Raw genomic sequence first — 12843 nt, forward strand, 5'->3', positions numbered from 1 at the left:
CTGTTAAACCCTCTGAGATAAAAAGCTGGTAATCTTTCTAACTATAGCAAAATCGTTTTGAATTTCTTCCACCTTCAGACGATTCTCCTCGGAGAAGCCAACCAATATATCGTGGTTTGCCTCTGCAAGGTAGTCCATAATACCGTCGATATCGCTCTTTATATTCTTTGGGCACTTGATATAGTGACGCTTTCCAGCGGTGATATAAAGAGTATAGGTGATTGAAAAGTGATGCCAAAGGAACTTGTGCATTGTGGAATATTTGTAAATCCATATGATGGCATCAATAGGTACAATAGCCACGCCATAACTACTGGTCTCAATGAAATAATGCTCAGTAATGAACATATCCTCAGTAGCTAACTGTGGCAATGTAGCAAGCTCCTCCTCTGCCTCCGCCAGTATCTCCGCAGGCTTTCCGTAGGCTCTTGTCTTTTGCACAGGAATTGATAATACAGGAAAAACGATGAAAACACAACACACAATGATATTAATGAGGCTGTAGATTCCAAAAATCACAAAGAACAGCTCAAAAGCTCTTGTGACAAAACCTGTAGCGTCCGGTTCCGAAATAGTATAGGAAGAAACTGTCGACAGAATGCCCTCCTCGCTCCAGTTCAAATCATGGGCAAGGTTCGATAGCAATGTCCTGGCAGCCTGTGATTCATAGAGAATCTTTCCTGTAACCTTCAGCTCATCAATGTTAGGAGCTCCCTGCTCGCAGGTATCTGGATCCAAAAGTACGATTACGCACTCGGAATTAATCATGGTGTAATAATAGTAGCCCCTGGTATTATCCAGCCATTTACTGGTATAGCCTGTAAAATAAAGATTTGATAGATCAAACTTTGCGTAGGTTTCCTTATCATTATATAAATCGTGAAGACTCACACTGTCCTCTGAATAGGTCTTTGGAAAAAGCATGTGCCAAACAGGAAAAATAAATGAAAGAACCAAAAGGATTACAAGAAATATGATAGGAGCATAAAGCCTATTTTTGTAATATGTCTTTATTGACCTTGTAATTAAATGCTCCAGTGAATCCATATTATCTCCATTGTACTAGTCGCACTTCCTCAAAATAGGAAAAGCCTAATTATCTATGTGCTTCAAGCCACTGATAGATATCCTCATAAACTGTCTGTCTATCAAGCTCATGTAAAATCTCGTGGCGGTCACCCTGATATAATTTCAGAATAACATCTTTTATGCCAGCCTTCTTGAATGCGTCAGTTGTCTGCTTTGTACCCTGTCCAAGATTTCCAACAGGATCAGCATCACCTGAAACCACTAAAAGTGGCATGCTCTTGCGCATCTTTGCAATGCACTCCTCAGAGCATACATATTTTACAGCCTCTGAAAGGCCCTTGTAAGCATTTACCGTAAACATAAATGTGCAGTACTTATCATGGTAATATTTCTCAACACCTTCAATATTCTTTGAAAGCCATGAATTAGCATAATCCTTGCCATAGCAATCGTAATTCTTGTAAGGTGCGCTGTAAGTCATACTCTGCACAAGCTTGCTTCTGTAATTCTTTCCTCTGAAGAACGAAATAACCGCTACAACCGCAAGGCCTGCGTTGCAAAGAGCCTGTGACTCCCAGCCTGTTCCCATAATGATAGCGCCGCTAAGATTCTCAATATAGGCCGCCTTTACAGAAAGGAACTTTCTGAGCATGTAAGAGCCCATTGAATGCCCTAAAATAAAATACTTTATTGTTGGGTAAGCCTTTCTTGTCATGGAATAGTGAGTGTAGATATCCTCCACCATATCATCTGAAGGATGCTTACCTGTCATAACTCCAAGCTCATCATCACTTGCCACTGAATGACCATGACCAATATGATCATGAGCCACAACTACATAGCCTTTTGAAGCCAAAAATGTAGCAAACTCATCATATCTTTCAATATAATCAACCATTCCATGAACAATCTGCAAAACTGCAATTGGCTCCTGTTCTGGAAGCCACTTCCTGCAGTGAATCACCGAATGACCATCTGCCGAATTAAAATTATACTCCTCTTGCCTTATCAAAATATTCCCTCCGAAATTACTTAATACTCCCTTTGAGTAACTACATTTTAGAGTATTTCATCCCCATATTCAACAACAAAAAGCCCCAGCTACAGCTACAAGACTCTACCCATAAAAAGCCCCAGTTACGGCTACAAGCCTTACCTAAAAAATCCCCCAGTTACGGCTACAAGCCTATACCTACAAAAAGCCCCAGTTACGGCTACAAGCCTGAGGTATCTCTGCTCAACTCATGTTTCGCTGAGACACCTCAGAGCTTGCTGCCTACTGAGGCTTTTATATGTCGTATAATATTACGCTACGCGACGTTATATTTTATACATATTCTTCGCACCGGCGCCCTTAAGTCGAGCCATAGCGCGGGCAAGATTACTGCTTGAAATCTGGTAGTCGATGTGACTCTGCTTCTGCTGGAGCTGCTCCTGAGCACGCTCTAAAGCTTCCTGTGCACGGAAGGTATCAATATCCTCCGGACGTTCGCAGGAGTAAGCAACGATTTTAACATCTCCACCTGGGTAAACTGTAACCAATCCATCGGAAATGATTCCATATTTCCAGGCACCGTTTTCAAGCTGGTAACGAACTGTACCAATCTCAACGATACCTGTAAACTGCTCGTGGTGATTGAGAATACCCTTCTCACCATCACGGCCAGGAATTACGATAAACTGGCAAGGACCATCGTAGAAGACGCCATCACAAGCAATAATTTTCAAATTAAATAATGATGCCATAAGCTACTCCTTTGCAAGGGTTTCAGCCTTTGCCTTAACATCCTCGATAGTTCCAACGTTAAAGAAAGCAGCCTCTGGATACTGATCCATGTCACCATTAAGGATAGCCTTAAAGCCACGGATTGTCTCCTTAACTGGTACGAACTGTCCCTTTACACCTGTGAAGTTCTCAGCAACTGAGAATGGTTGTGAAAGGAAACGCTGAACCTTACGTGCACGATAAACTGTAAGCTTATCTGCATCTGAAAGCTCTTCCATACCAAGGATAGCGATGATATCCTGGAGCTCCTTATATTTCTGAAGGATTTCCTGAACTCCACGGGCTACACTATAGTGCTCCTCACCAAGTACATCTGGCTCGAGGATACGTGATGTAGACTCAAGTGGATCAACCGCTGGATAAATACCTTGCTCAACAATCTTACGTGAAAGAACTGTTGTTGCATCCAAGTGAGAGAATGTTGTAGCTGGAGCAGGGTCTGTTAAATCGTCGGCTGGAACATAAACAGCCTGAACAGAAGTAATAGAACCGCTAGTTGTAGAAGCGATTCGCTCCTGAAGCTCACCAAGGTCATTAGCAAGTGTAGGCTGATAACCTACAGCAGATGGCATACGACCAAGGAGGGCTGAAACCTCAGAACCTGCCTGTACGAAACGGAAAATATTATCAATGAAAAGAAGCACATCCTGATGCATAACATCACGGAAGTATTCTGCCATTGTAAGTCCTGTCTCAGCAACACGCATACGTGCTCCAGGTGGCTCGTTCATCTGACCAAACACAAGGGCTGTCTTATCAAGAACGCCTGACTCTGCCATTTCTGTCCAGAGGTCATTACCCTCGCGGGAACGCTCTCCAACACCTGTGAAGATTGAATAACCACCACTCTCAGTAGCGATATTGTGAATAAGCTCCTGAATAAGGACTGTCTTACCAACACCGGCACCACCGAAAAGTCCGACCTTACCACCCTTTGCATAAGGGGCAAGAAGATCGATAACCTTGATACCTGTCTCAAGCATCTCAACAACTGGGCTCTGATCCTCGAATGTAGGTGGCTCACGATGAATGCTCCAATGCTCCTCGTTCTCAAGAGACTCTCCGCCATCAAGAGTATCACCCAGGACATTGAACAGTCTTCCAAGAGTTCCCTCGCCAACTGGCACAGTGATACTCTCGCCTGTAGCGATAACCTCCATATCTCGGCAAAGTCCCTCAGAAGGCGCAAGCAAAATGCATCGCACAACGCCCAGACCGATATGCTGAGAAACCTCCATTACTCTTTTTTCTTCCCCTACCATAACGTAAAGGGCATCTCTAATGGCAGGTAAGTCATTATCTGTGAATTCTACATCGACTACAGGTCCTGAAACCTGTACGATTTTTCCTTTTAACTTTGACATTTTTTACCTCACTGCCTGTTTCTTTGCTTTTTTCTTCTTAAGCGCCTTGGCACCGCCGATTACCTCAGTGATTTCCTGAGTAATCTGTGCCTGACGCACTCTGTTGTATTCAATAGATAATTCACGAAGAATTGCCTCTGCATTATCTGTCGCGGCCTGCATGGCCATCATTCGGGCATTTTCCTCACTGGCTGAGCACTCAACGAGCGCACCATACATGAAACCTGTGAAGTTATTATGCACCAGCTGCTCGAGAACTTCCTTCAATGATGGGAAGAATGGGAACCATTTATCACCACCCTGTGCGAAGGCCTCCATCTCGTAGCTGTTGATTGAGTGAACGTGCTTAACACCAGCCTTCATCTCTGCTGCTGCCTTTCCTGTTCCCTCAACGTCCTCCTGAATTTCCTTAACCTTATCCTTAATGAACTTGTGAGTTCTCAATGGAAGAAGTCGTTCAACGCAAGTCTCCTCGGTAACTGAATTAAGCATCTTTGTGTAGATGACATCAATTCTGTCCACCTCGCGATTATTGTACTTGTGGATCATGTATTCGGCAATTACACGAGCTCTATGCATTGATGGATTGTTTGAAGAAAAATGGAAATCCTCATCCACATTGTATCCACCATTTATAAAGAATGCTCGTCCAACCTCACCTACGACAAACAGCTCGTACTCATCATCTTTAAGGTCTGAGATACGCTCAAGCGTCATCTTGATTGCGTTGTGGTTGTAGGCACCAGCCATTCCCTTATCACCTGTGAAAACGATGAAGCCACGCTTTTTGAACTGTGACTTTTCGTCCTCAACATTGTTATCGAAGTAACGGTGTCTGATGTCAGGGAAGTGTGCCAGGTTCTCTGCAAGGCCTCGCTGAACCGCTTCGAAGAAAGGCTCAGTAGCCTGAAGCTTTGACTTAGCCTTTCGAAGCTTCATGGAAGACATCATGTACATGGCATTTGTAATCTTCATGGTATCCTGAATACTATTTATTCTATTCTGGATTTCCTTTGTACTTGCCATACTTTACTCCCGACTTTTCTTGAAATCATTTGCAGCACCAATGATAGCTGCCTTAAGATCGTCAGACAATTCCTTTGACTGAGTAAGCGAATTCAAAATGTATGCGTGACTCTCTGCAAAGTAATCAAGCATGTCAGCTCTGAACTGCTTAACCTCTTCTACCTTTAAATCACTGAAGATATGAGCATTAGCGACAACCAAAATTACAACCTGCTCTGCCATTGTGAATGGACGGTTAAGTGGCTGCTTTAAGAGCTCCATAAGAACACGACCGTGGGCCAGCTGCTTCTTTGTTGCCTCATCAAGATCTGATGCGAACTGTGTGAAAACTTCCATCTCACGATACTGTGCAAGGTCGATACGAATTGAGCCTGCTGCTTTCTTCATAGCCTTTGTCTGGGCAGCACCACCTACACGGGATACTGAAAGACCAACGTTAACGGCTGGTCGCTGACCGGCATTGAAAAGCTGTGACTCAAGGAATATCTGACCATCAGTGATTGAAATAACGTTTGTAGGAATATATGCAGACAAATCGCCTGCCTGTGTTTCAATAATAGGAAGAGCTGTGATTGAACCACCACCAACTTCCTTGGTAATTCTAGCTGAACGCTCAAGAAGTCTTGAGTGAAGATAGAATACATCACCTGGATATGCCTCACGTCCTGGCGAACGCTCGAGCAACAATGAAATAGCACGGTATGCAACAGCATGCTTTGACAAATCATCGTAAACGATGAGAACGTCCTTGCCTGAGTACATGAAATACTCTGCAAGTGCTGTACCTGCATAAGGTGCAATATACTGAAGTGGAGCTGGGTCTGATGCTGTGGCACTAACGATGATTGTGTAGTCCATAGCGTCATGCTCCTTTAATGTGTTAACAAGCTTTGCAATTGTAGATGCCTTCTGACCGATGGCAACGTAAACGCAGATAACACCCTTGCCCTTCTGATTGATAATTGTATCAGTGGCAATTGAAGTCTTACCTGTCTGTCTATCGCCGATGATAAGCTCACGCTGTCCACGGCCGATAGGGAACATTGAATCGATAGAAAGAAGACCTGTCTCCATTGGCTGGCTTACAGACTCTCTCTCAACAATTGAAGGTGCTGGGCACTCAACTGGACGGAAGCCAGCTTCATCAATATCGCCCATGCCATCAAGTGGCTCACCAAGAGCATTTACAATACGACCAAGGAAAGCATCACCAACAGGGATACCAGCCATCTTGCCGGTACGAACTACCTTTGAGCCTTCCTTAACCTCAGTGTCACGACCAAAGAGAATGACACCAATCTCATCGCGGCGGATATCCTGTACCATACCATTTACGCCGCAATCAAAAATAACGATTTCACCATAAAATGCATGGTCAATACCGTCAACGTTGGCGATACCATCACCAACCCAGTTTACGATACCAACTTCCTGATCCTTAGCCTCAAGCTCGAAATCTGAAATGCTTGACTTAAGGATTGAAAGGATACCCTGGTCAACTGAGCTGACACCAACAGCAGCCTTAAGCTTCTGTGTAAGCTGGTCGATACGGCCCTGCTCACTCCAATCGTACTCCTTGGTGCCAACTGAAAGAACGAATCCACTCTTAAGTGACTCATCCTGCTCTAATTTAATTTCGATAAATTCATTATCATATTCTTTTGCTAGGAATTTCCTAATGCCATCAAGCTGTTCCTCGGTAGGCTCTGTGACATAACGAAGCTTTGCAGAAGATACCTTTCCTGCAGAATTTTCGCGTGCTGTCTTGTAATCAGCTACTATCTCATCGAACAGATCGAAATCGCCGTTCTCACAAAGTAACTTTAAGAAGTTGCGGATTTCTCTAGGGAAAATTCTTTCGATGATTTGCTCTTTCTTTGCGAAAGCAACTGTAGGATCACAAAGTTCCTCTCCGATTGCAGGCACAGCTTCGATAATAGAAGCTGTTGACTGTAAATATGAGCTTGCATTTCTTAGGCTATATAATTCTCTAACGTAATTATTAGTAGTCTGTGTCAATTTTATTCACCTGCTTTATCCAAAAAATCATCAAACAGTTCGCTGTCAACTGCAGCCCCTGCCTTGCTACCAATTACCTTTGTGGTTGCATCAAGAACCATCTCAGCAATTTCCTTCTTTGCACTGGCAATAATCTTTTCCTTCTCGTGATATGCCTCAACAACCGCATTGTCGCGGATGCTCTTAGCATCATCCTTTGCTGTAGATACGATCTGCTGGTACTGACCATCAGCAGTCTTTCTTGCCTCGGCAATAATCTGTTTCTTCTGCTCTTCGACAGAATCAAGCTTATCCTGATATTCCTGAGCCAGCTGCTTAGCCTCTTTTTCTCTTGTTACGGCCTTGTCAATGACATCGTTAGCTTCTTCCTGACGCTTTTCAATAGTCTTGGCAATTGGCTTGAAGAACACAAGCTTCATCGCAACAAATAGAATAAGTAAGTTTATAACTGTCCAGAGAATATTCCAAAATGAAATATTAATCATCGTTATCTATCCTCTTTTTCTATTCCAACTTCAATAAACGGTTTAATTACAACATAACCATAATCATAAGAGCGACAACGAAACCGTAAATAGCTGTTGCCTCTGCAAGGGCACAACCTAAGATAAGTGACTTCTGAATTTTTCCTTCTGCCTCTGGCTGACGTGCGATACCTTCGCATGCCTTACCTGTAGCAATACCGATACCGATACCTGCGCCAAGACCTGTGATAACTGCGATACCTGCTCCAATAGCAACTAATGTGTTCATAAATTTTTCCTCCTGATGATAATGTTATTCAATAGCTTCCTTGATGTATAACGATGTCAGGAATACAAATACGTACGCCTGAAGTAATCCATCGAAAATATCGAAATATACGCTGAAGATAGCTGGAATAATCGGTGGAACTACTATCTTAAGCATTTCCATGATTACGAATGCACCAAGTACATTTCCGAAAAGTCGCATACACAAAGACAATGGTCTTGTGAATACATCGAGAATGTTGAATGGTGTAACGATAGGAACTGGCTCAACAAATGCATGTAGCCATTTCTTCGTTCCCTTTTGGTAAATACCAGCGGCTTCCACGAGAATAATACTCATGAGCGCCAACGCAATAGTGACATTCAAATCCTTTGTTGGTGATTTGAAACCAAACAAGCCGATGATGTCTGATACACCGATGTAAAGAAGTACTGTAACGAGATAAGGAACATAAGCCTCTCCTTCCTCGCCGAGTGTACCTCCAACAATGCCCGTCAGTTTCTCATAAACAAACTCGGCAAATGCCTGTCTCTTACCGATGTTCTGGGTCTTAAGTCCTCTGGTCATCAAAAAACCAAAGAGAATCAAGATAGCCATTACAATCCAAGTAACTACAACTGATTCCAAAATTGGAATTTCCAAGCTACCAACGTGGATGGTGAAGACAGTCTCGCAATTTAGCTCTTCAACAAGCTTTTCCGCTAAATCCAAGAAAACACCTCCTATTCTTTTTTACTGCTTAGACCCCTTTTTATGGGGTTCTCAAGCCAACATATCCCCCATTTTAGTCTTTTCGCACAAAAATGTAAGATACAAATTGGACAATGTGTATATCGACAAAAACCCCATATTGGTATGTTTTCACCATATACCCAAAAAAGTGTCTAGTCAATGCTAGTCACTTTTATTACACAAAAAATTCAATCCTTTTTAACACGAGTTTAGGCATAAAAAAACCGCCATTAATCAATGGCGGTGAATACTTTTTTACCCTTTACAAATTTGTCTTTTATGAAGGCGTCTGCATCGTTATAACACATACGCTCGATGCGTTCTCGGATAGACATATCTCTCATTGAGAACATCTTGCTGTCGTCTATAACCAATGCATCAAAATCATAACCCGGCTTGAAGGTTCCGACCTTTCCGAAGTAACTTCCGCCACCTGCAGTAGCCAGATAGAATACCTCCTCAAAGGTGAGTGGCTTAACATTCTGATCCACAAGACGATAATACATCTTCGATGCCTGAAGTGTAATCAGCATGGTCTTTACCATGTTCATTGATGAGCCAGCAGCAACATCAGTGGCAAGACCAATATTAATACCGTAATCAAGGAACTTGCGGATCGGCGCAATTCCCGATGTAAGATTCATGTTTGAATCCGCACAGTGAGCAATGTAAGCACCATGCTTCTTTAGAATCTCCATCTCTCTCTCATCTGAATGAACACAATGAGCCATAATTGTAGGACGCTCTGGTGTACCCATTGTGTCAAACATCTCGTAAGCATTTGCATAACAGGTCGACTCAGGAACAAGCTCCTTCACCCAGGCAATTTCAGAGTGGTTCTCTGAAAGATGTGACTGGATTCTGAGGTCCTTCTCAGCTGACAGCTTGCCCAGTCCCTTCATTAGCTCATCTGAGCATGAAGGTATAAAGCGAGGTGTGAGAATTGGCTTAGTATTTACATACTTGTCTTCGATAGCTTCAAGCCATTTACGAGTGTGCTCAAGAGATGTCTCTGCACTCTCTTCCTCAAGCCCTGCGCCACCATTCCTATCCATGTTGACCTTGCCAACATAAGTGATAAGTCCGGTCTCTTCAAGCTGGTTCATCAGCTCAATTGTAGCTTCGTTGTGAAGTGTTCCGAAAACTACTGCACGGGTTGTAAAGCAACGTCGCAGATCCGCAGTAAAAAAGGCATACGCATGACGGGCATAGTCCATGTTTGAATACTTGGCCTCCTCTGGGAAGGTGTACGTGGAAAGCCATTCCAATAGCTCAGCATCCATGCCGATTCCACGGAAGGAATACTGAGGAGCATGAACATGCAAATCTGTCATACCAGGGATAATCAAACGCTCGCCATAATCATAAAGTGGCAGCCCCTTATACTCCTCTGGCAATTCTGTGAATGCGCCCTTACAGATACCATCCACACAGACCAAATAGCCTCTATAATATGTAATTATACTGTTCTGACTCTCAGAGAAGGCAATGCCTCCACGAAGTACAAAACTCTCTTTTTTCATAATAAACTCCTAACAAACGGGAAAAACACAGCCATCCAGGATTGCCTTCGGCAAAGAGGCTGGTTTGTGGGAGACCTTTTCTTTAACTATGTTAAACAAAAAGCCTCCTAGCCTTGTAAACCTCTTGCCTGTCTATCCATATCTTCGATTACGATATCGTAAATCTCGCCAAGTGTACGGCAATACTCAAGAACCTTCCATGGCTCATTTGTATGATAGTGAATCTTGATAAGCTCCTCATCACCTACTGCAAGAAGGCAATCACCTACAAAATTCTCTGTAATATAATCATTGATGGCATCCTCATCGAGATCCTCGCCCTCGATAAGAAGCTGTGTGTCGTATCTAAATTCAATTGACTGCTCTGGTAACATTTTATAATCCTCCAAATTCTTTTAATAAGTCAGATATACTTTATCATAAATAATTTAAAAATACTAATTACTTTAGTTTTCCACCTCATCAAGGAGAAGCCTTTGTGATACAGAAGGCTTTATTCACTCTTTAATAACGCATATGCCCTAAGCACCTCTCCTACCGACCACGCCTGAGCGTAGCAACCTCGACCAGGGTGAGGTTCATCTCCATCAAAAATTTCTGAAATAGAGCCGATGCAGTTTTGAAGCAGATGCTGCTCCACTGGTTCGAAGAATGCTTTTGCTTCCTCGATGGACTGTGGTGTACCACCGCCAACCTTCAGGTAGCTTTCGATGAAGGCTCCAAGCAGAAATCCCCAGGCTGTACCCTGGTGATAAGCATGATCTCGCTTCTCGAGAGCGCCCTGATATACGCCAACATACTGAGGATCATCCACATCCAAAGAGCGAAGGCCCACACCAACATAAAGTCTATCCTTAACCACATTAACAACTGACTTTTCTTTCTGTGGGTCAAGCATAGTAAATGGAAGGCTTACTGCAAATATCTGATTTGGTCTGAGTGTGGCATCTTTGAAATCGTCGCCAACCACATCATATAGGTATCCACCCTCTTCATTCCAAAACTCCTCATTGAAGGCATCCTTTACCCACATGGCAAGCTGTGAACAGCCACCTGCGTAAGCCAGATAATATTCCGGCTTATTGTGGGTACGTCGGGCAATGCCACGGGAAATCTCCTCCATAGTCATGAGGGCATTATACCAAAGAGCATTTATCTCCACTGGCTTACCATGACGAGGTGTGACAACCTCATCTCCTATGCGAACATCCATCCAGGTTACCTGGTCTAGTCCGCTACCAGCCCTCATAAGCGCATCATCATCCATACCTATTGAGAAAAGTGTGCCCTTTCTATAGGCCCCCATTATCTCCTGAAGGCTAGGGAAAATCTCATTCTCCACGAACTTCCACGCATCATCACTATCCACATATTTCAGATAATTGTATACTGCATAGAAGTACCAAAGTGATGCATCCGCTGTATTGTAGAGCGGCTCTTTTCCATCATCAGGAAACATATTTGGGACAAGACCATTTTTGATATATTTCGAAAATGAAATGAGAATTGACTTTGCATCCTCAAATCGTCCTGTTTCAAGACAAAGACCTGTGAAGGCAATCATGGTATCACGTCCCCAGTCGGTGAACCAAGGATAACCAGCCATGATAGTCTTCTGCCCAGTTGATGCCCTGTCAACAATAAACTGGTCTGCCGCAACTGTAAGAATCTGCGCCAGCTCATCAGTCTCCTCAAAGCCTGCTGCATCTATTAAATCTGACACACGTTTCTTAGCGCGCTCTATCTCTATAAAGGCTGTGTCAATCTCCACAGTTGGCAAGGCTGGCAGAACTGTCTTTTTCTTTCCATCCTTTTGACAAACATCCACTGTGCATACGAAGGATGCTCTGGAAACTCCGCCAGCAGCTACCTCCATTACAAAATCATAAGGCTTCAAATGACAATCCAAACCGTCTGCCTCATTATCGATTTCAAACTGAAGCTCCATATTCTCATCGTAGATGTTGTTGCGCTTCACCATCTCGCAGCCTGCACTGACCAGCGAAACTCGCACATCCGAATGACCTACCGGCTTGTAACAAAATCCCACATTGCCAGTCTTTTCATCACGGATTTCCGTAAAGACTTCATCTGGAAGCGCCCATCGCAAATCATCCACAGTCATGTGCTCACCATGCTCTCTGAAATTCATAAGAGGAGTGATAACGACACCTGCCTCTGGACCATTGTTTTCCAGAGTGTATGCAATCACGCACTGATTCTTTCCATATACAAGAGATATGGTCTTGGTGAGACGCATGCCACCTGCCTCGTAAGTGTAGGTGATGGTGCCATCATATTTAAAAGACTTCAGGTGCATATTGCCCTGATTAAACTCGCTGGTGTATGGACCTTTGTGCTGTGCTGTAGTCAAATCGTAAATACGGCTGCCACAGACAAGACGTTCATTGGTCTTTGAAAAAACGAGGTATCTGTCAACCGGTGGATGAAGGCTGGCAATCAAATAGCCCTGATGGGTTCGCATATGGGCACCGATGACAGTGCTGCCTGCATATCCACCAAGGCCATTGGTTAAAAGCCACTCCCGGCTTAAATTAGCTTTGTAATTATTTAACTTGTCAAAAACAAACTCAAAACTCATAACTATTCT

At 43.4% G+C, this 12843-nt stretch carries 12 protein-coding genes; all 12 read right to left on the bottom strand.

Features of this window, described 5'->3' with window-relative positions; translation table 11 throughout:
* Positions 1 to 3 precede the first annotated feature (3 nt).
* The 12 genes from FXF36_RS05930 to FXF36_RS05985 all read right to left on the bottom strand — a co-directional run bounded on the left by FXF36_RS05930 (position 4) and on the right by FXF36_RS05985 (position 12834).
* Positions 4 to 1047: a DUF6709 family protein gene (locus tag FXF36_RS05930; protein ID WP_151622917.1), complete on the bottom strand. Its 1044-nt coding sequence runs from the start codon at positions 1045 to 1047 to the stop codon at positions 4 to 6.
* 49 nt (positions 1048 to 1096) lie between these two features.
* Positions 1097 to 2041, bottom strand: coding sequence for an alpha/beta fold hydrolase (locus FXF36_RS05935; RefSeq protein WP_151622918.1), 945 nt, complete (start codon positions 2039 to 2041; stop codon positions 1097 to 1099).
* A gap of 308 nt (positions 2042 to 2349) precedes the next feature.
* The gene (atpC, locus tag FXF36_RS05940; protein ID WP_151622919.1) at positions 2350 to 2775 is read right to left on the bottom strand and encodes an ATP synthase F1 subunit epsilon; all 426 of its coding nucleotides are present in this window, start codon (positions 2773 to 2775) and stop codon (positions 2350 to 2352) included.
* A gap of 3 nt (positions 2776 to 2778) precedes the next feature.
* The gene (atpD, locus tag FXF36_RS05945; protein WP_151622920.1) at positions 2779 to 4179 is read right to left on the bottom strand and encodes a F0F1 ATP synthase subunit beta; all 1401 of its coding nucleotides are present in this window, start codon (positions 4177 to 4179) and stop codon (positions 2779 to 2781) included.
* Between the two features lie 3 nt (positions 4180 to 4182).
* Positions 4183 to 5205, bottom strand: a complete 1023-nt coding sequence (gene atpG, locus FXF36_RS05950) for an ATP synthase F1 subunit gamma (RefSeq protein WP_151622921.1) — start codon at positions 5203 to 5205, stop codon at positions 4183 to 4185.
* 3 nt (positions 5206 to 5208) lie between these two features.
* Complete coding sequence (gene atpA / locus FXF36_RS05955) at positions 5209 to 7224, bottom strand: F0F1 ATP synthase subunit alpha (protein WP_151622922.1); 2016 nt, start codon at positions 7222 to 7224, stop codon at positions 5209 to 5211.
* Positions 7225 to 7226: 2 nt separating this feature from the next.
* On the bottom strand, positions 7227 to 7709 hold the full coding sequence (locus FXF36_RS05960; protein WP_151622923.1) for a F0F1 ATP synthase subunit B: 483 nt from the start codon (positions 7707 to 7709) through the stop codon (positions 7227 to 7229).
* A 46-nt stretch (positions 7710 to 7755) separates the two neighbouring features.
* Positions 7756 to 7977 (bottom strand): ATP synthase F0 subunit C, encoded by a 222-nt coding sequence (gene atpE / locus FXF36_RS05965; protein ID WP_151622924.1) that lies wholly within the window; start codon positions 7975 to 7977, stop codon positions 7756 to 7758.
* A gap of 24 nt (positions 7978 to 8001) precedes the next feature.
* Complete coding sequence (locus tag FXF36_RS05970) at positions 8002 to 8688, bottom strand: F0F1 ATP synthase subunit A (protein ID WP_151622925.1); 687 nt, start codon at positions 8686 to 8688, stop codon at positions 8002 to 8004.
* Positions 8689 to 8939: 251 nt separating this feature from the next.
* Positions 8940 to 10232, bottom strand: a complete 1293-nt coding sequence (locus tag FXF36_RS05975; RefSeq protein WP_151622926.1) for an amidohydrolase family protein — start codon at positions 10230 to 10232, stop codon at positions 8940 to 8942.
* A gap of 107 nt (positions 10233 to 10339) precedes the next feature.
* The gene (locus tag FXF36_RS05980; protein ID WP_151622927.1) at positions 10340 to 10606 is read right to left on the bottom strand and encodes a fatty acid kinase subunit FakA-related protein; all 267 of its coding nucleotides are present in this window, start codon (positions 10604 to 10606) and stop codon (positions 10340 to 10342) included.
* A 119-nt stretch (positions 10607 to 10725) separates the two neighbouring features.
* Positions 10726 to 12834: an amylo-alpha-1,6-glucosidase gene (locus FXF36_RS05985; protein WP_151622928.1), complete on the bottom strand. Its 2109-nt coding sequence runs from the start codon at positions 12832 to 12834 to the stop codon at positions 10726 to 10728.
* Positions 12835 to 12843: the final 9 nt, after the last annotated feature.

Origin of the sequence: Pseudobutyrivibrio xylanivorans (assembly GCF_008935055.1) — a bacterium.
GTDB lineage: Bacteria > Bacillota > Clostridia > Lachnospirales > Lachnospiraceae > Pseudobutyrivibrio > Pseudobutyrivibrio xylanivorans_A.

Excerpts from the sequence above, each read along its gene's own strand:
- atpD (WP_151622920.1), bottom strand. The coding sequence starts at position 4,179 with ATGTCAAAGTTAAAAGGAAAAATCGTACAGGTTTCAGGACCTGTAGTC.
- atpE (WP_151622924.1), bottom strand. The coding sequence starts at position 7,977 with ATGAACACATTAGTTGCTATTGGAGCAGGTATCGCAGTTATCACAGGT.
- FXF36_RS05980 (WP_151622927.1), bottom strand. The coding sequence starts at position 10,606 with ATGTTACCAGAGCAGTCAATTGAATTTAGATACGACACACAGCTTCTT.
- atpC (WP_151622919.1), bottom strand. The coding sequence starts at position 2,775 with ATGGCATCATTATTTAATTTGAAAATTATTGCTTGTGATGGCGTCTTC.
- FXF36_RS05960 (WP_151622923.1), bottom strand. The coding sequence starts at position 7,709 with ATGATTAATATTTCATTTTGGAATATTCTCTGGACAGTTATAAACTTA.
- FXF36_RS05975 (WP_151622926.1), bottom strand. The coding sequence starts at position 10,232 with ATGAAAAAAGAGAGTTTTGTACTTCGTGGAGGCATTGCCTTCTCTGAG.
- FXF36_RS05985 (WP_151622928.1), bottom strand. The coding sequence starts at position 12,834 with ATGAGTTTTGAGTTTGTTTTTGACAAGTTAAATAATTACAAAGCTAAT.
- FXF36_RS05930 (WP_151622917.1), bottom strand. The coding sequence starts at position 1,047 with ATGGATTCACTGGAGCATTTAATTACAAGGTCAATAAAGACATATTAC.
- atpG (WP_151622921.1), bottom strand. The coding sequence starts at position 5,205 with ATGGCAAGTACAAAGGAAATCCAGAATAGAATAAATAGTATTCAGGAT.